Genomic DNA, 16,548 nt, shown 5'->3' with positions numbered 1-16,548 from the left:
TGATGGGCGCGGGGCACTCGCACGACCATGGCCACAGCCACGGCCATTCCCACAGCCCTGCCAACTACGGCCCCGCTTTCGCGATCGGGGTCGTCCTAAACCTTGCATTCGTCGGGGTGGAGGCTGTCGCCGGATTCCTGTCGGGATCGATGGCGCTGATCGCCGACGCGGGGCACAATCTTTCCGATGTGCTCAGCCTCGCTCTTGCGTGGGGCGCAAGCGTCCTTGCGCGGCGCCCGGCGGCAGGCCGTTTCACATATGGCTTCAAGAGTTCGACGATTCTTGCCGCCCTCGCCAATGCAGGACTGCTCTTGGTGGCGATTGGCGGGATCGCTTTCGAAACCCTGCAGCGGATCGACCAGCCGCCTGCCGTCGAAGGCCGAACGATGATGATCGTTGCGGGCGTCGGCATCCTGATCAATGCCGGCACCGCCCTGCTCTTCTTCCGCGGACGCAAACACGACATCAATATTCGGGGCGCTTTCCTGCACATGGCCGCGGACGCGCTGGTGAGCTTGGGCGTCGTCGTGGCAGGGGCAGCGATCCTGATGACGGGAGCACACTGGATCGACCCGCTGACGAGCCTGGTCATCGTGCTCGTCATCGCCTGGGGGACGTGGGGCCTGCTAAAGGACAGCCTCAAGCTCGCTCTCAACGCCGTGCCTGGGCACATCGACGAGGGTGCGGTTCGCGCCCATCTTGCCGGATTGCCTGGCGTGACGGCGGTACACGACCTCCACATTTGGCCCATGAGCACGACCGAGGCGGCGCTTACCGCCCATCTCGTGATTCCAGGCGGTCATCCCGGCGACGCATTCTTGCGGGACCTTTCGCACACGCTCGATCACGACTTCGGCATCTGCCATTCGACCGTGCAGATCGAGAATGGCTCGGATTGCGGATTGGGACACGACCACAAATGACCGAATGGTATCGCAACACCGAGTGGTCGGACGAAATTGCCGCGGAGTTCGAGCGCCGCATCGAACGGTCCCGAACGCAGAAGGCACAGCACCTTTCGCTGCAAGGGTATCACCTGATCCGGAACCACCCCGATGTCGCTCGCGACCTGCTGACTCGCGCGGTCGAGATCGGAGACGTTCACGAAACGGTGCGGGCGCGTTCGTTTCTTGCCTTGGCGAACCTGGCGCTGGGACAGGTCGAACAGGCGCTCGATACTTATGAAGTCGCTCTCGAGCAACAGTTGGAACAGCCGAACTTCATCGCGGTGCAGCCGGTCGATTACCTTTTCCTGGTTGGATGGTTCCGCCGGGTCGAAAGGCTCGAAGTGGCCCTGCCGATCTCGGAAGCGCTTCCCGACGAAGGCGTGTTCGGCCCGGACCCGCAACTCGACGCGGCGAAGGCGCTCGTCTTCGACCTCGCACGACGCGCCGACGATGCGGCCAAATACGCAGCACGGGCGCTTCCGCAACTGGAGGGAATACCCGACGTATCCGCCCTTGGCATCGATATCGCCGAACTGCGCGATCGATTGACGGCATTATCGACGTGAATTGCGCGAACGGTCTCGATTCGGACTTGCACACGAAGCCGGACCTTTGGATGGTGGGCGCGTGAACGCCGACGACGCCCGTGCCCGCCTCGCTTCGGCCATCGTCCGCATCGGCGCGGGCGACAAGTCGGCGCTCGATTACGTCTACCGCGCGACCTCGGCGAAGCTTTTCGGCATCTGCCTGCGTATCTTGGGTGACCGAAAGGAAGCCGAGGATACCTTGCAGGACGTCTACCTCACGCTCTGGCGCCGGGCCGACCGGTTCGATCCCGCGAGAGCGAGTCCGATAACCTGGGTGGCCGTACTGGCACGCAATCGCGCGATCGACCGGCTGCGGCGCCTGCGCACGCGCGGCCCGACCGAACCCATCGAATCGGCCGCCGAGGTCGCGGACGGTTCCCCGCTGGCCGAGCAGGTCATGATCGATGCAGAGGGGACAGCCCGCATCCACCAGTGTCTCGACACGCTCGACGATTCCCAGAAGTCCAGCATCCGCGAGGCCTTCTTCGGTGGCTTTACCTACGCCGATCTGGCCGACAGGCTCGGCGTGCCGCTCGGCACGATGAAAAGCCGTATCCGGCGCGGGTTGGCGCAGCTCAAGGTTTGTCTGGAGGCCAGCGAATGACCGCGGACGATCGCCTCGCAGCCGAGTATGCCATCGGCCTGCTCGAGGGGCAGGACCTGCTCGACGCGCGCGGTCGTGTCGCCAGCGATCCCGCTTTCGCGCAGGCAGTCGAATGGTGGGAAGAACGGCTGGCGCCGCTGCTGGACGGAATTGCCGAGACTGCCCCGCCGGAACAGCTGTTTGCCCGTATCGTCGCCGCGATCGATGCCGATACTGGGGCTGGCGGAGAAGTCGTGACGCTGCGCCGCAAGGTCCAGTTCTGGCAGCGCACCGCTGCCGCCGGGGCGATAGCCGCCTGCGCGGCCCTCGCCGCCCTCGTTCTCGTGCCGCAAACGGGGACTTCTCCAAGCTCGACGCCGCAACTCGCCGCAGCGCCGCTCGTCGCGTCGATCCCGATCGGCGACACCCCGTTGCGTCTCGGCGTCACCTACCTTCCCGATCGGAAGGAACTTCTGGTTTCGGCAAGCGGCCTGACTGCGGACGGTGTACACGACCACGAATTGTGGCTGGTTCCGGACGATGGAGGCACGCTGCGTTCGCTGGGCGTCGTTCAGGCAGGGGCGGAAAAGCGCGTACCTCTCGACGCCGACACCGCAGCATTGATCCACGACGGCATCGGAATGGTTCTTACCCGGGAGCCGCTCGGCGGGAAGCCGCCCGAAGCCTCTGCCGGACCGGTCGTTGCCGAAGGCGCTTTCGACAGCGTCTGACAATTCAGCCTGAAAAAAATGCCCTGCGCTGCATCCGCAGCGTTGGGCGCTGCGTAACTCCAACCGCAAGCAGGACGGGGCTTGCCGAGCCAAGGAGTTACCTACCTATGCATTCCCCCAAGCTGAAAGCCGCGTCTTTCGCCGCACTCGCCGCGATGGGCGCTTTCGCCATCACCGCGGGCGCACCGCTGGCAGCGCACAATCACGGCAGCAAGTCGGCGCCTATGGCGCAGAAGACCATCGTCGATACCGCGGTCGGTACCGGCGTCCACACCACGCTCGTGGCGGCGGTCAAGGCTGCTGACTTGGTCGACACTCTCTCCGGCCCCGGCCCATTCACCGTTTTCGCGCCTGTCGATTCGGCGTTCTCCGCACTGCCGAGCGGTACGGTGGAAAACCTCCTGCAGCCTGCCCAGAAGCCCACGCTGACAAAGGTGCTGACCTATCATGTCGTCGCGGGCCGCGTGCCGGCAGCGCAGCTTGTCCAGGCGATCCGTCAGGGCGGTGGCTCCTATGAGATCAAGACGGTTGCGGGCCAGACGCTGACCGCCCGCCTCGATGGGAACACGGTTGCGATCACCGACGCCGCCGGTCGGACTTCGCGGGTCACGCAGACCGACGTGAAGGCGACCAACGGGGTTATTCACGTGACCGACGGGGTCTTCCTTCCCTCCTGAAGACCTTCCCCGGCGCTACCCTGGCCAGGGTAGCGCCCACTCGGGCCCCGTCCGGTAAGTCCAACCCGACCGGACGGGGCTTTTTGTGACCCGCATCGCATGGGTGTCGCAGCCTAAGGCGCGATGTCGAAGTGCATCACGTCTTCGCGCGTGCCGAGCTTGGTGTAGAGCGCGATCGCCGGATCGTCTTCGTGATCGCCTGGACGTAGATGACCCACGCTCCCATTTCGCGCGCGATCTCCTGCAAACAACCAATCATCGCTTCGGCGATGCCGCGGCGGCGGTGGGCCTGGTCGACCGCCAGGTCGTAAATGTAGATTTCGCTGCGAGCCTGCTCGAACTTGGGCAGCACGTAGGCGCTGAGAGCGCCTACCACTTCAGCTCCGTCGGCAGCCGCCAGTTGGATGAAGTCGTCGCGGCTTAGCAGGCTTTCCAGATACGCATCGTCGGGCTGAGCGGACAGATAGGTTTCGCGGTCGTCGAAAGCCGCCGCATAAAGCGAAAGGACCCCGCGCATCGGCGCGAGGTCCTTCGATGTCAGTCGGACGATGGCGGCATCGCCAGGCATGGACCCGCGATCAGGCGGCTGCTTCCTTGCCCTTCTTGCCCTCCATCACGCGTACCGGATCCTTGCGGCCATCGACCACGTCCTTGTCGACGACGATCTCGGTCACGCCTTCCATGTCGGGCAGGTCGAACATCGTGTCGAGCAGTATGCCTTCGACGATGGAGCGCAAGCCGCGCGCGCCGGTCTTGCGCTGAATGGCCCGTTCGGCGACCGCCACGAGTGCGTCGTCGGTGAAGGTAAGGTCGACGTCCTCGAGCTCGAAGAGCTTCTGATACTGCTTGACCAGGGCGTTCTTCGGCTCGCTGAGGATTTGCACCAGCGCCTCGACGTCGAGGTCGTTGAGCGTGGCGATAACCGGCAAGCGCCCGACGAATTCAGGGATCAGCCCGAACTTGAGGAGGTCCTCCGGCTCGCACTTCTGCAAAAGTTCGCCCACCCGGCGCTTGTCGGGATCAGCAACGTGCGCGCCGAAACCGATCGAACGCTTCTGCAGTCGGTCGGCGATGATCTTGTCGAGACCCGCGAACGCGCCGCCACAGATGAACAGGATGTTCGTCGTGTCGACCTGCAGGAATTCCTGCTGAGGATGCTTGCGCCCGCCCTGCGGCGGAACGGAGGCGGTCGTGCCCTCCATCAGCTTGAGCAGCGCCTGCTGCACGCCCTCGCCCGACACGTCGCGGGTGATCGAGGGATTTTCCGCCTTCCGCGTGATCTTGTCGATCTCGTCGATGTAGACGATGCCGTGCTGGGCCTTCTCGACATTGTAGTCGCTGGCCTGGAGCAGCTTGAGGATGATGTTCTCGACGTCCTCGCCTACATAGCCCGCTTCGGTCAGCGTGGTCGCGTCGGCCATCGTGAACGGAACGTCGAACGTCCGCGCCAGCGTCTGCGCGAGCAGGGTCTTGCCCGAACCGGTCGGACCGACGAGCAGGATGTTCGACTTGGCGAGTTCGACCTCGCCAGACTTTCCGGAATGCTTCAACCGCTTGTAGTGGTTGTGCACCGCGACGGAGAGCACGCGCTTGGCGCGGTCCTGCCCGATCACATAGTCGTTCAGCGTCGTGAAGATATCGAGCGGGGTCGGAACGTCGCCTTCCTTGCGCCCGGCGATGCCCGCCTTTGTCTCTTCGCGGATGATGTCGTTGCACAGCTCGACGCACTCATCGCAGATGAACACAGTCGGCCCAGCTATGAGCTTGCGCACCTCGTGCTGCGACTTGCCGCAGAAGCTGCAGTACAGGGTGCTCTTGCTATCAGTTCCGCTCAACTTGGTCATATCCTGGCTTCCGAACCCGCCACCGGTGAAGATGGACCATGGGGATTCGACGACCCTAAGGCCGGATTTGCGATAATCAACTCATAGCGCCTTAGCACAACTGCCTTGCGGCAAGCTGAAAGGGCACGGTTGCCGAAATACTACGCCTGGCGCCGATGGCGCGAAAAGGCGGTGTGCGCCGATTACTCCGGCGCGCCACCCGAACCTTCAGCTTCGGTATTCGCCTCGCCCTCGGGACGGGTTTCGAACACCTTGTCGACGATGCCGAACTTCATCGCTTCCTCCGCCTCGAGGAAAGTGTCGCGGTCGAGCGCCTTCTCGATCTCGGTGAGCGAGCGGCCGGTGTACTTCACGTAAAGCTCGTTCATCCTCTGGCGGATGCGCAGAATCTCGCGCGCCTGGATTTCGATGTCCGATGCCATGCCGCGCGCACCGCCCGACGGCTGGTGCACCATGATCCGCGCATTGGGGAGCGCGATCCGCATGCCGGGTTCGCCAGCGGCGAGCAGGAAGCTGCCCATCGAAGCGGCCTGGCCGATGCAGACCGTCGAAACGCGCGGCTTGATGTACTGCATGGTATCGTGGATCGCCATGCCGGCAGTCACGACGCCGCCGGGCGAGTTGATATACATGCTGATCGGCTTCGACGGGTTCTCGCTTTCGAGGAACAGCAGCTGCGCCACGATCAGCGAGGCCATGTTGTCCTCAATCTGGTCGGTCACGAAGACAATGCGTTCGCGCAACAGGCGGCTGAAGATATCGAAGCTGCGCTCGCCGCGGCTGGTCTGCTCGACCACCACCGGCACGAGCGCGCCAGTGGCGGCATCGCGCCGGAACAGGCCCTGCGAGCCATAAGTGTCGCCGTAGCCGCCGAACACATCGATCATGGGGTAATCATCCTTCCGTCTCGTATCGGCGGCCTATGTCGCGAGTAGCGACCGCTTGTTCAAGGGGGTTAACCCTCATCGGTCGATTTGTCCGCGCTAAAGAGCCGCATTGCTTCGCGCGCGGATGATGCCAGATTATCGGCATGAAATCGCTGATCACGCTGACGCTCGTCGCCGCGCCGCTTTCCATCCTGGCCGCCCAGGACAAGCCGCCTGTTGCGATCATCCAACCCCCGAAGATAACATTCCCGCCGGGTTTCGAGCCGGGCACGACTGTGCCGGAAGGATGGGCAGCCGGCGCCCTCTACCGCATCGTGCAATTCGATCGCGGCGAGGACGGCATCAACGCCGTGATCGCGCTGGCGCCCGACATAACCGCGCAGATCCGCACTGCGCTTGACGGCAATCTCCCGCTCGGGGGGCGCACGGTGCTGGTCAAGGACAACATCGAAACGCGCGAATTGCCGACGACCGCCGGCAGCCTTGCCCTTTCATCGAACAGTCCCGGACGGGACGCACCCCTGATCGCGCGCCTGCGATCATCCGGCGGGGTCGTGCTCGGCAAGACCAACCTCAGCGAGTGGGCGAATATCCGTTCGAACGATTCGACCAGCGGGTGGAGCGCGGTCGGCGGACTGACGCGGAACCCGCATGCCACCGATCGCAACACCTGCGGCTCGTCGTCGGGCAGCGGCGCTGCGGTCGCGGCGGGGTTCGCCTGGGCGGCAATCGGCACCGAGACCAATGGATCAATCACCTGCCCGGCCAGCGTCAACGGGATCGTCGGGTTCAAGCCGACCGTCGGGCTAGTCAGCCGGACACACGTGGTCCCGATCAGCGCGACGCAGGATACCGCCGGACCAATGGCGAGGACGGTCGCCGACGCCGCGATGCTCCTGACCGCGATCGCCGGAAGCGACCCCGCCGATCCAGCTACCGCCGATGCAGACAGGTACCGCACCGACTTTGCCAAGGACCTCGACAAGGCGAGCTTGCAAGGCATCCGGATCGGCGTGTTGCGCGAGCAGGTCGGCTCGGACGCGCGCGTGACGGCATTGTTCGATCAGTCCCTGCGCGACCTCGAGAATGCAGGCGCGGTGCTCGTCGATGTCGAGCATGACTGGCCCGAAGGCTTCTGGGGCCGCTCACTCGCGGTGCTTCTGTTCGAGCTGCGCCGTGATCTCGATGCGTACCTCGCCACCCTGAGCGATCCCGCAATGCCGGATTTGCTCGCCGAGGTGGTCGCTTTCAATCGCGCGAACGCGGACAGGGAAATGCGCTGGTTCGGACAGGACCTATTCGAACAGGCGCTCACCGCCACCGACGAAGCAGCTTACGTTGCCGCGCGCGAAGCGAACCTTAAGGCGACGCGCGAAGACGGCATCGATCGCATGCTGGCGCAGCACCGCGTCGAATTCCTCGTCGCGCCGACGACGGGTCCGGCCTGGGTATCCGACCTCATCCGGGGCGACAATTTTCCCGGCGGGATCGGTGCCGGATCGCTCGCGGCGATCGCTGGGTACCCGCACTTGACGGTGCCGATGGGCGCGGTCGAGGGACTGCCGGTCGGCATGAGCTTCATGGGTGGAAAGTGGCAGGATCACGCGATCCTGAAAGCTGGAGCGGCCTACGAAAGGGCGCGAACGGCGCCATTGCCGACGCCATCCTTCAAGCGATGGGCTCCCGCCGAGCGCTGATCGGACGACGCGGGGCAGAGCCGGTCGATACCGGCCCTGCCCGCATGCGCGTCACTTCTTGGCGGCCACCTTCTTTGCCGGAGCCTTCTTGGCGGGGGCCTCCTTGGCGGCGGGCTCGTCCTTGGCCGCGGACTTCTTCGCCGGAGCCTTCTTGGCGGCGGGCTTGTCCTCGGCCGGAGCAGCTTCCTCCTTCGGCGCTGCCTTCTTGGGCTTGGCCGCTTCATCCGAACCGGCGTCCTTCTTGGGCGCATCCTTCTTCGGAGCGTCCTTCTTGGCGGAAGCCTTCTTCTTGGCAGGCGCCGGAGCCGTGGTTTCCTCGGCCTCGATCGCCGCCTGAAGTTCCTCGCGGGTCACTTCGCGTTCCGAAACGTCGGCCTTGTCGAACAGGAAGTCGACGACCTTGTCCTCGTACAGCGGAGCGCGGAGCTGGGCCGCGGCCATGTCGTTGGTGCGGATCAGTTCCATGAACCGGTCGCGGTCTTCCGGGCGGTACTGCTGAGCGGCCTGCTGGATGAGCATGCTCATTTCCTGCTGGGTCACCTGCACGCCGTTGGCCTGGCCAATCTCGGAAAGGAGCAGGCCCAGGCGAACGCGGCGCTCGGCGATCGAACGATACTCGTCCTTCTCGCTTTCGATTTCCTTCAGTGCGGCAGCCGGATCCGCGTCCTGGGCGGCTTCCTGCTGTAGCTGGGCCCAGATCTGCTCAAACTCGGCATCGACCATGCCCTGCGGCACGGCGAAATCGTGGCCCGAAGCCAGCGTATCGAGAAGCTGGCGCTTCATGGCCGTGCGGGTAAGCCCGGCAAGCTCCTGCTCGAGCTGGCCCTTGAGCAGGCCGCGGAGCTGTTCGAGGCTTTCGAGACCCAGCGACTTGGCGAAATCCTCGTCGACCTTGGTCTCGTCCTCGACCTGCACCTTGTGCACATGGACGGCGAACTGGGCGTCCTTGCCCGCCAGTTCCTTGGCCGGGTAATCCTTCGGGAAGGAGACGGTGATCGTCTTGTCGTCGCCCGCCTTCACACCGGTAAGCTGTTCCTCGAACCCGGGAATGAAGCGGCCCGACCCGATGACGAGCGGCGCTTCCTCGGCCTTGCCGCCCTCGAATTCGACACCGTCGATCGAACCGGTGAAATCGATGACGATCTGGTCGCCGTCGGCCGCCTTCTTCGTCTTGGGCGCGTCCTTCCAACTCTTCTGCTGGCCGGCGATGTTGCCCACCGCCTCGTCGACTTCGGCATCGCTGACGGGAACGGTCAGCTTTTCCAGCTTGATGCCATCGGTCGACGGCGCCTCGACTTCGGGGAGGATTTCGAGGTCGACGGTCAGGGTGGCGTCCTTGCCTTCCTCATAACCTTCGCCAAGTTCCACGCGCGGCTGCATGGCCGGACGCAGCTTCTTGTCGCGCATCAGCGAATCGATGGCACCGGTGATCTGCTCGTTGACCACCTGGCCGTGAATCGCCTCGCCGTGCATCTTCTTGACGAGGTTCGCGGGCACCTTGCCCGGACGGAAGCCGGGCATCCGCACCTGCGGCGCGATCTTCTTCACTTCGGCACTGACCGCGGCATCGATATCCTTGGCCGGGATGGTCAGCTTATAGGCGCGGCGCAGGCCTTCGTTGGTGGTCTCTTCGATCTTCATGGGAGGTCAAAAGCCTTTGTAAAACAGTAATCTCGTGATCGCTCGACATCGGGGCGGCGGTTGGTGCGGGCGAAGGGACTCGAACCCCCACATCTTTCGATACTGGTACCTAAAACCAGCGCGTCTACCAATTCCGCCACGCCCGCAAACCCGAACGAAGTGGCGCGGGCGGGCAGGCCCGCTCGCGAACAGGGGTGCGCCGTTACAGCGCGCGGGCGCAAAGGGCAAGCGGGGGGAACGACAGCGACGCGGCAATCGTTGATGTCCGAAGCCACACAAGGATCGACCGATGGCTAGCCAGCCCGAAATTCAGCCGCACCCCAACCCCGACACGATCAATCCGCAGTCTCCGCCCGAGACTCACCCGGGCAACGCGCCCGACGAGGATCCCATCCGCGAGCCGGACGAGGTTCAGCCCGACGAACCCGACACGATCGAACCGGGCAAGGGCCCGGATGAAACGCCGCCTCCACCCGACTGAGCTTGCCGCCTGCCCCGCAGGCGACTAATGGCGCGGCCCCATGAGCGACGAAAAAGCACAGACCCCGCCCGACCGCCTTTCGGTCAACCACCGCAGCCCGCACTTCGCGCAGGACGCGCTGGAGCGCGGCATCGGAATCCGGTTCAAGGACCGGGTCCGCACCGACGTGGAAGAATACTGCATTTCGGAAGGGTGGATCCGCGTACAGGCCGGCAAGACGATGGACCGCAAGGGTCAGCCGCTGACGCTGAAGCTCAATGGCCCCGTCGAAGCCTGGTTCGAAGACCTGGGCGACGAACCGCCGGTCGCCAAGAAAGACTGATCAGCTTCCGTAACGGTCGATCGCCGCAGCGATCGGATCGTGCGTCTTCACTGCCGATACTGCCACCGTCCGGCGCGGAACCGGGCGTGAAGCAGCTGGCCGCGTCGTCGCAGGCTCTGCCAGGTTGGCGAATGCCTGCGTGAAGGCCTTCGACGGTTTCGGGTCCATCACCGCCACCTCGGGCAGCCTGGAAGCAGCGGCCAGCACACGCGGACCGCCGAGCGGCGATCCGGACTCGCGTTCGTTATAGATGAATCCGGCAACGGACCACGCGGTCGTGCCCAGGTCGCCGAGCGGTGCGTACCAGACGCGCACCTGGCTCCAGTCGTTGGCCGGAGAGACGTCGATCGCCCGGACATCGCGTTCGATCTGACCACGCCGTCCATTGATCGGCGACCAGTTCGCGTGATCCAGCAAGACGGTTCGGCTGTCGATTACGCGCGAGACCGCCGCGACGTGGCCCAGTGCCATGCTTGAGGTCGGCCGAAATGCCATGACCGCGCCGATCTTGGGCCGGAAGCCTCGCTTGTATCGCCCCTCGGCCTGGTCCCACCACGTGTGGGCATCGCCGTAAATCTGCAGGCCGGTCCGCTCGCGCGCATACGGTACGCATTGCAGGTAGGGCGCCAGCTCGACGCTGCCTGCGGAAACCGCTCCCGCGTTGGCGAACGCCACCGCCGGACAGGCAAGCGCGGAGGCAGCGATGGCAAGCGTAATTCCCCTCATGCCGCTATCGATGCCGAAACAAGGTTAGCATCGGGTTACCGCCGCGCTTGCCAATCGACCCGCGAGCGGCCACCTGCGCGGGACACGCTCATGAAACCCACCGTCATCATCATCGGACGCCCCAACGTGGGCAAGTCCACGCTCTTCAACCGGCTGGTCGGTAAAAAGCTTGCGCTGGTCGACGACCAGCCGGGCGTGACGCGCGATCGCAGGTTCGGCGATGCGGCCATCGCCGGTCTCGAGTTCACGATCGTAGATACCGCCGGCTGGGAAGACACCGACGAAGAAACCCTGCCCGGCCGGATGCGAAAGCAGACCGAGGTCAGCGTCGAAGGCGCCGATGCCGCGCTGTTCGTGATCGATTCGCGCGCCGGCCTCACTCCCCTGGACGAAGAAATCGCCCGCTGGCTGCGGACGCAGGAGATCCCCGTAATTGCGGTCGCCAACAAGGCCGAAGGACGTGCAGGCGACGCGGGTCTCTACGAGGCGTTCTCGCTCGGCTTCGGGGAGCCGGTGGCCCTTTCGGCCGAGCATGGCGAGGGTGTCGCCGACCTGTTCGAGGCGCTCTACCCTATCATCGGAGCATCGGAGGACGAGCGCGACGCGGCCGACCGGGCGGGTGAGATCGACGAAGAGGCCGAGGCCTCGGGCCCGCTCAAGCTGGCGATCGTCGGGCGCCCGAACGCGGGCAAGTCCACGCTGATCAACCGCCTGCTGGGCGAAGACCGTCTGCTGACGGGTCCCGAAGCCGGGATCACCCGCGATTCGATCGCGGTCGATTATCAGTGGACGATGCCCGACGGCGACGTGCGCGACATCCGGCTGATCGACACTGCCGGAATGCGCAAGCGTGCGCTGGTGGTGGACAAGCTGGAGAAGCTGTCGGTCGCCGACGCTAAGCACGCGGTAGATTTCGCCGAAGTCGTCGTGCTGTTGCTCGATGCTACGCGTGGCCTGGAGCACCAGGACCTCAAGATTGCCGCCCACGTGATCGAGGAAGGCCGCGCGCTCATGGTCGCGATCAACAAGTGGGACATCGCGGAAAATGCGAGCAGCCTGTTCAACGGGATCAAGGGCGCCCTGGAGGACGGCCTGTCGCAGGTGAAGGGGCTGCCAGTGTTCGCGGTCTCGGCCAAGACCGGCAAGGGCCTCGACACGATGCTCAAGGCGGCGTTCGAAATCCGCGAGGCATGGTCCAAGCGTGTGCCCACGTCCGCCCTGAACCGCTGGTTCGAGGACGCGATCGAGACCAACCCGCCGCCTGCTCCAAAGGGCAAGCGGATCAAGCTGCGCTACATCACTCAGGCGGGCACACGCCCGCCGCGATTCGTGGTGTTCGGCACCCGCCTCGACATGCTGCCCAAAAGCTACGAGCGGTATCTCGTCAATAGCATCCGCAAGGAGCTGGGGTTCGAAGCGGTACCGGTGCGGATCGTCCTGAAGGCGCCGAAAAACCCCTACTCCAAAGACTGAGCTCCGCAGCCGATTCGGCGCGACAATTCAGGTGCTTGGCGCGCAATTCTCCCTGTGCTAGCCGATAGGGGTGTTAAAAAGTGGCGGTCGCAAACCACGCCGAATTACGTTCATCAAGGCCAAGCTGCGCAAGGGCGACGGCTGGGCGGACGTGCAGATCGGCAATGTCTCTCGGACCGGGCTGATGCTCCGGTCCGCGTCCCCTCCCGCTGTCGGCGAGCGCATCGAACTGCGCCACCGCGGCTGGGGTATGACCGGATCGGTGGTCTGGCGCGAACGATCCCGGGTCGGAATCGAAGCCGACACTCCTATCGACGAGGAGGAATTGCTGGCCGCGTCCGGCATCGGCCGACCGCACAGCGAGGCCCTGCACGACCAGCCGCGCCGGACGATCTGGCACTGGCTCCGGCGGCGCTAGCTCAACCGCCCTCGCCGGCCGGCTCGCTCTGAAGCTGGATATAATTTGGTAGCCCCATCCGCTCGATCATCTCGAACTGGGTTTCGAGGAAATCGACGTGCTCTTCTTCGCTCTCGAGGATCCGCTCGAAAATCTCGCGGCTGACGTAGTCGCGGACTGTCTCGCAGTGCTGGATCGCGTCCTTGAGCAGGGGAATCGCCTCCATCTCGACCGCGAGGTCGGCACGGAGGATTTCCTCGACCGTTTCGCCGACCTTCAACTTGTGGAGCGCCTGGAAGTTGGGCAGCCCGTCGAGGAACAGGATGCGCTCGGCCAGCGTATCGGCGTGCTTCATCTCGTCGATCGACTCGTGCCGCTCATACTCGGCGAGCTTGTTGATGCCCCAGTGATGCAGCACGCGGTAGTGCAGCCAGTACTGGTTGATCGCCGTCAGCTCGTTGGTGAGCGCCCGGTTGAGATAGTCGATGACCGTCGGGTCGCCCTTCATGATTTCGTCTCCTGCAGGTGAGCCGACACTATGCCCTGATTGGGGCTATCGAACAACCGGCAGAACGCGAAAAATGGCGGAATTCCGCCAGTTGCGAGTGCTTCGCAGCCTCAGGCGGCCTGCGGAATCGAGGCCAGTTCGCGCTCTTCGAACACGACCGCGTCAGCTTCCTGAAGGCAGCTTCCGCAGTTCGGGCGCTTTCCCAGCGCGGCGTACACCGCTTCGGCATCGCCCGACGTGCGCAGCGCGGCGCGGCGCAGTTCGCATTCGCGGATGGCATTGCAGACGCAGACGTACATTCGCTCGCGGCTCCTTCGATGAAGAAACGCTAATGCGAACCACTCGCAGATGCAAGCCCTATCTGCGAAGCGGAAAAAGGCGTCCGTAAGTCAGGCATCGCCACAGCCATTCCAGCGGCCCATAGCGGAAGCGTTCGAGCCACGGCTTGGACCACGCCAGCATCACGATCCACGCCGCGAGCACGACGAGGTAGAGTGCGCTGCGGCCGAGCTCTCCATACAGCCCCAGCGCCCAGCCATGGAACACCAGCACCATCATCATCGATGTGCCGAGGTAGTTGGTGAACGCCGCTCTCCCGGCCGCCTTGACCCGCTCGCCCAACCAGCCGTTTGCATGAGCGGACCAAAGGGCCAACAACGAGGCCAGCCCCATGACCATCGCAAGCCGCGGCAGCGGGGACCAACCCAGCATGGCCGCCATCGTGCCGTAATAGGTGAGCCCGCCAGCCTTCGCCCACAGGCCGATCGCGAGCGTGACCAGGCTACCGACGATTACCCCCGTCCAGCCCCACCGCCGCATCTTGCCCCGATCGATCCCGCCGTTGAACAGACCGTACCGGTACAGCGCCATGCCGATGAGCATCAGCGGTATCGTTTCGAATGAAAACAGGATCGGGGTGATCAGCACCATCGACCCATGCGCGGAGAAATTGTGCGCGACCCATTCGCCGTAGCGGCCTTCGCGCAGCAGCGGCGATTCGGCCTTTGCATCGGCCATTTCGCTGTCCATCCCGGACTGCAGACCCTCTCGCATCTCGGAGAACTGAGGCTGGTCGCCCACCGGGCTATCGGCGACGATCTGCGGCGCGCCCATCATCGCAGCATAGGCGACCACGCCGACCAGATATCCGGTAATGCCGATCGCCATCTGCTTGTGCGGAGGCAGTTTTACGAACAGCAGCGCTACCAGGCCCAGCGTCGCGTATCCGAAGAGGATGTCGCCCCGCCACAGGAAGAAGAAGTGGATCAGGCCGAACACGGCAAGCCACAACAGACGCCGGACCTGTAACGAGCGCCCCTTCCCGGCCGCCCAGGCACGGTCGAGAAACAGCAGCATCCCCGCGCCGAACAGCAGCGTGAACAGCCCGCGCATTTTGCCGTCCACGAGGACGAGTTGAGCGACCCACATCCAGTCTTCCGCAGCCGAATGCGGCACTTCGAATGCAGCCGGATAGATGTAGGCGGGAAAGGACTGACCGAACGCGACGATGTTGGCCGCCAGAATGCCCATAACCGCGATCCCGCGGATAAAATCGAGGCTATCCAGACGATCGCGACCCGTGGGCGCCGCAGTGTCGGATTGCGCGAATTGCGTCGCCGGTTCCATCGTTCAGTACCCCCCCTGCCGTGCTTCCGAGCATAGCAGACGAGTTCACATGAGGAAGTGCTATCGCGTAACGATACAGGCCGCCCCGCCCGCCTTGAGCGCGGTGCAGGCCGACTGGGCACTCGCCTGCGTCGGCCACCCTGCGGCGAGCAGCCGATCGAGTTTCCCGGCGGGCACGACCTGCTTCGCCTTTCCGGCAAGCGCCGCCTTTCCGGCAAGCTGCGACCACAACCGGTCCGCATTGCCGGCAACGGAAAACGCCCCGAGTTGCAGTTTCCACGGTCCGCCAGCCACTTGAGTTGGCGCAGAAGCAACAACAGTCGCGGTCGTGGCTGGCCGGACGGATGGCGCTGCGACCGATGCGCGGGAAGCCTGCGCGTAATCTGCGCCCGCAGTAGCGGGGCTTTCGCGACCGGTGGCGCGGACTGCTTCGGCGACCGCAGCCTCTGCCGCCGCGATGGAGGGCAACACGTTGACCGGCTCGATCGGTCTGGGCGCGCGCGCCTGCTCGACCGCGACCGCGACTGGCGCTGCCGTGACAGCTACGGGGGCCGCTACCGCCGTGGTCTCCGCGCCAAGGTCGCTAGCAGCCATCCTGGTCGAGCGGGTCACGTCGGCATTCGCGCGAATGCTGCTTGCCAGCACTTGCGCCTGCTGCCGCTGCTCGAGCGGGATATACAGATCCATCTCGCCGATCGCGGGAGTCGCCTGCGGCAATCCCGCGCCGTTCGCCAGCGTCAGCAGGGCATAGGCCCGTACCCAGTCCTTCGGAGCCAGGTCACCATTGAAGTGGGCAAGGCCCAGCAGGTACTGCGCGCGCGGATCGCCGCGCTCCGCGGCCGCGACGACATAGGGCATCGCCTGTTCGCGGCGTCCGGTCTGGAACAGCATCAGGCCATATGTATCGGCCGCCTTGAGGTGGCCCTGCGCGGCGGCGCGCGCATAGAGCGTCTCGGCTTGCGCGCTATCCTGGTTCACTCCGCGGCCGAGGCGATAGGCCTGTGCGAGATTGAACTGAGCGTCGGCGTCACCCCGGTTCGCCGGCTCTCGCCATTCGGCCACCGCGCGCGAGTAGTCGCCGACACTCCACGCATCGACCCCGTCCTTCACTCCCGCGATCGCACCGGTCGCATACAGGATCGAAGCGAGGCCGACGGCGCCGACGATGGCACCGAATGCCGATCTTGCCTGGATCATCACGGACTACCCCACATCGCTCGCGCACGAAAAAGTGCTTTCGGCACGGTGACATAGTGAACAAGCCGTTAGCAAAGAGTTTCTTCGGGGGTAAAAATCGGCGTCCCTAATTCGGCCATGTCAACGGTGCCGGGTTAACCCAATATTAGGGGTATGCTGCGATCTCGTTCCTTGCGTGGGGTGCATGGGTGCGCCTCGCACTGGAATTCAATGGGGGATCAGCC

General features: G+C 64.6%; 18 protein-coding genes, 1 tRNA gene and 1 pseudogene. 10 read left to right on the top strand and 10 right to left on the bottom strand.

Annotated elements, in window-relative coordinates; all coding sequences use genetic code 11:
* Positions 1–2: 2 nt before the first annotated feature.
* From AR323_RS12825 to AR323_RS12805, 5 genes are all read left to right on the top strand, one after another.
* Positions 3–923: a cation diffusion facilitator family transporter gene (locus AR323_RS12825; protein WP_057884375.1), complete on the top strand. Its 921-nt coding sequence runs from the start codon at positions 3–5 to the stop codon at positions 921–923.
* Complete coding sequence (locus AR323_RS12820; protein WP_057884374.1) at positions 920–1,513, top strand: tetratricopeptide repeat protein; 594 nt, start codon at positions 920–922, stop codon at positions 1,511–1,513. Before AR323_RS12825 ends, AR323_RS12820 begins: the two co-directional genes overlap by 4 nt.
* A 61-nt stretch (positions 1,514–1,574) precedes the next feature.
* A complete protein-coding gene (locus tag AR323_RS12815; RefSeq protein ID WP_057884373.1) occupies positions 1,575–2,138 on the top strand; it encodes a sigma-70 family RNA polymerase sigma factor in 564 nt (187 codons plus the stop codon).
* The gene (locus AR323_RS12810) at positions 2,135–2,848 is read left to right on the top strand and encodes an anti-sigma factor (RefSeq protein WP_057884372.1); all 714 of its coding nucleotides are present in this window, start codon (positions 2,135–2,137) and stop codon (positions 2,846–2,848) included. Before AR323_RS12815 ends, AR323_RS12810 begins: the two co-directional genes overlap by 4 nt.
* A 107-nt stretch (positions 2,849–2,955) precedes the next feature.
* Entirely contained in the window at positions 2,956–3,525 is a 570-nt protein-coding gene (locus AR323_RS12805) for a fasciclin domain-containing protein (RefSeq protein WP_057884371.1), read from the top strand.
* Between the two features lie 113 nt (positions 3,526–3,638).
* Here AR323_RS12805 and AR323_RS12800 read toward each other — a convergent pair.
* The 3 genes and pseudogenes from AR323_RS12800 to AR323_RS12790 form a co-directional block, all read right to left on the bottom strand.
* Positions 3,639–4,093 (bottom strand): annotated as a pseudogene (locus AR323_RS12800) (AAC(3)-I family aminoglycoside N-acetyltransferase).
* Between the two features lie 10 nt (positions 4,094–4,103).
* The gene (gene clpX / locus AR323_RS12795) at positions 4,104–5,369 is read right to left on the bottom strand and encodes an ATP-dependent Clp protease ATP-binding subunit ClpX (RefSeq protein ID WP_057884370.1); all 1,266 of its coding nucleotides are present in this window, start codon (positions 5,367–5,369) and stop codon (positions 4,104–4,106) included.
* A 182-nt stretch (positions 5,370–5,551) separates the two neighbouring features.
* On the bottom strand, positions 5,552–6,256 hold the full coding sequence (locus AR323_RS12790) for an ATP-dependent Clp protease proteolytic subunit (RefSeq protein ID WP_057884369.1): 705 nt from the start codon (positions 6,254–6,256) through the stop codon (positions 5,552–5,554).
* Positions 6,257–6,399: 143 nt separating this feature from the next.
* Between AR323_RS12790 and AR323_RS12785 the strand changes: the two genes are divergently transcribed.
* Positions 6,400–7,953: an amidase gene (locus AR323_RS12785; protein ID WP_057884368.1), complete on the top strand. Its 1,554-nt coding sequence runs from the start codon at positions 6,400–6,402 to the stop codon at positions 7,951–7,953.
* Between the two features lie 51 nt (positions 7,954–8,004).
* Here AR323_RS12785 and tig read toward each other — a convergent pair whose 3' ends face one another.
* Entirely contained in the window at positions 8,005–9,594 is a 1,590-nt protein-coding gene (gene tig / locus AR323_RS12780; protein ID WP_057884367.1) for a trigger factor, read from the bottom strand.
* A gap of 61 nt (positions 9,595–9,655) precedes the next feature.
* Positions 9,656–9,740 (bottom strand) — tRNA-Leu (locus tag AR323_RS12775).
* Positions 9,741–9,883: 143 nt separating this feature from the next.
* Here AR323_RS12775 and AR323_RS12770 point away from each other — a divergent pair.
* Both AR323_RS12770 and AR323_RS12765 read left to right on the top strand, forming a co-directional pair.
* Positions 9,884–10,075 carry a hypothetical protein gene (locus AR323_RS12770; protein ID WP_057884366.1) on the top strand — a complete coding sequence of 64 codons (192 nt, stop codon included), beginning with the start codon at positions 9,884–9,886 and terminating at the stop codon, positions 10,073–10,075.
* Positions 10,076–10,115: 40 nt separating this feature from the next.
* On the top strand, positions 10,116–10,397 hold the full coding sequence (locus AR323_RS12765; RefSeq protein ID WP_057884365.1) for a DUF3297 family protein: 282 nt from the start codon (positions 10,116–10,118) through the stop codon (positions 10,395–10,397).
* Here AR323_RS12765 and AR323_RS12760 read toward each other — a convergent pair whose 3' ends face one another.
* Positions 10,398–11,123 carry a CHAP domain-containing protein gene (locus AR323_RS12760; RefSeq protein ID WP_057884364.1) on the bottom strand — a complete coding sequence of 242 codons (726 nt, stop codon included), beginning with the start codon at positions 11,121–11,123 and terminating at the stop codon, positions 10,398–10,400.
* 90 nt (positions 11,124–11,213) lie between these two features.
* Between AR323_RS12760 and der the strand changes: the two genes are divergently transcribed.
* Together der and AR323_RS12750 are read left to right on the top strand one after the other, a co-directional pair.
* A complete protein-coding gene (der, locus tag AR323_RS12755) occupies positions 11,214–12,596 on the top strand; it encodes a ribosome biogenesis GTPase Der (RefSeq protein ID WP_057884363.1) in 1,383 nt (460 codons plus the stop codon).
* 70 nt (positions 12,597–12,666) lie between these two features.
* Positions 12,667–13,014, top strand: a complete 348-nt coding sequence (locus AR323_RS12750) for a PilZ domain-containing protein (protein ID WP_057884362.1) — start codon at positions 12,667–12,669, stop codon at positions 13,012–13,014.
* A 1-nt stretch (position 13,015) separates the two neighbouring features.
* Here the strand turns inward: AR323_RS12750 and bfr are convergent, their stop codons facing one another.
* The 4 genes from bfr to AR323_RS12730 all read right to left on the bottom strand — a co-directional run bounded on the left by bfr (position 13,016) and on the right by AR323_RS12730 (position 16,324).
* Positions 13,016–13,501, bottom strand: coding sequence for a bacterioferritin (bfr, locus tag AR323_RS12745; protein ID WP_057884361.1), 486 nt, complete (start codon positions 13,499–13,501; stop codon positions 13,016–13,018).
* Positions 13,502–13,611: 110 nt separating this feature from the next.
* Complete coding sequence (locus tag AR323_RS12740) at positions 13,612–13,800, bottom strand: (2Fe-2S)-binding protein (protein ID WP_057884360.1); 189 nt, start codon at positions 13,798–13,800, stop codon at positions 13,612–13,614.
* A 58-nt stretch (positions 13,801–13,858) separates the two neighbouring features.
* Positions 13,859–15,127 carry a DUF418 domain-containing protein gene (locus AR323_RS12735; RefSeq protein WP_235510630.1) on the bottom strand — a complete coding sequence of 423 codons (1,269 nt, stop codon included), beginning with the start codon at positions 15,125–15,127 and terminating at the stop codon, positions 13,859–13,861.
* 60 nt (positions 15,128–15,187) lie between these two features.
* A complete protein-coding gene (locus AR323_RS12730) occupies positions 15,188–16,324 on the bottom strand; it encodes an SPOR domain-containing protein (protein WP_083495434.1) in 1,137 nt (378 codons plus the stop codon).
* Positions 16,325–16,548: the final 224 nt, after the last annotated feature.

Origin of the sequence: Tsuneonella troitsensis (assembly GCF_001441535.1) — a bacterium.
In the GTDB taxonomy this organism is placed as follows: domain Bacteria; phylum Pseudomonadota; class Alphaproteobacteria; order Sphingomonadales; family Sphingomonadaceae; genus Tsuneonella; species Tsuneonella troitsensis.
Note: the sequence above shows the minus strand (reverse complement) of the source record. Positions and strands in the feature narration are given on the sequence as shown.

Excerpts from the sequence above, each read along its gene's own strand:
- AR323_RS12825 (WP_057884375.1), top strand. The coding sequence starts at position 3 with ATGGGCGCGGGGCACTCGCACGACCATGGCCACAGCCACGGCCATTCC.
- AR323_RS12820 (WP_057884374.1), top strand. The coding sequence starts at position 920 with ATGACCGAATGGTATCGCAACACCGAGTGGTCGGACGAAATTGCCGCG.
- AR323_RS12810 (WP_057884372.1), top strand. The coding sequence starts at position 2,135 with ATGACCGCGGACGATCGCCTCGCAGCCGAGTATGCCATCGGCCTGCTC.
- AR323_RS12805 (WP_057884371.1), top strand. The coding sequence starts at position 2,956 with ATGCATTCCCCCAAGCTGAAAGCCGCGTCTTTCGCCGCACTCGCCGCG.
- clpX (WP_057884370.1), bottom strand. The coding sequence starts at position 5,369 with ATGACCAAGTTGAGCGGAACTGATAGCAAGAGCACCCTGTACTGCAGC.
- AR323_RS12790 (WP_057884369.1), bottom strand. The coding sequence starts at position 6,256 with ATGATCGATGTGTTCGGCGGCTACGGCGACACTTATGGCTCGCAGGGC.
- AR323_RS12785 (WP_057884368.1), top strand. The coding sequence starts at position 6,400 with ATGAAATCGCTGATCACGCTGACGCTCGTCGCCGCGCCGCTTTCCATC.
- tig (WP_057884367.1), bottom strand. The coding sequence starts at position 9,594 with ATGAAGATCGAAGAGACCACCAACGAAGGCCTGCGCCGCGCCTATAAG.
- AR323_RS12770 (WP_057884366.1), top strand. The coding sequence starts at position 9,884 with ATGGCTAGCCAGCCCGAAATTCAGCCGCACCCCAACCCCGACACGATC.
- AR323_RS12765 (WP_057884365.1), top strand. The coding sequence starts at position 10,116 with ATGAGCGACGAAAAAGCACAGACCCCGCCCGACCGCCTTTCGGTCAAC.
- AR323_RS12760 (WP_057884364.1), bottom strand. The coding sequence starts at position 11,123 with ATGAGGGGAATTACGCTTGCCATCGCTGCCTCCGCGCTTGCCTGTCCG.
- der (WP_057884363.1), top strand. The coding sequence starts at position 11,214 with ATGAAACCCACCGTCATCATCATCGGACGCCCCAACGTGGGCAAGTCC.
- bfr (WP_057884361.1), bottom strand. The coding sequence starts at position 13,501 with ATGAAGGGCGACCCGACGGTCATCGACTATCTCAACCGGGCGCTCACC.
- AR323_RS12740 (WP_057884360.1), bottom strand. The coding sequence starts at position 13,800 with ATGTACGTCTGCGTCTGCAATGCCATCCGCGAATGCGAACTGCGCCGC.
- AR323_RS12735 (WP_235510630.1), bottom strand. The coding sequence starts at position 15,127 with ATGGAACCGGCGACGCAATTCGCGCAATCCGACACTGCGGCGCCCACG.
- AR323_RS12730 (WP_083495434.1), bottom strand. The coding sequence starts at position 16,324 with ATGATCCAGGCAAGATCGGCATTCGGTGCCATCGTCGGCGCCGTCGGC.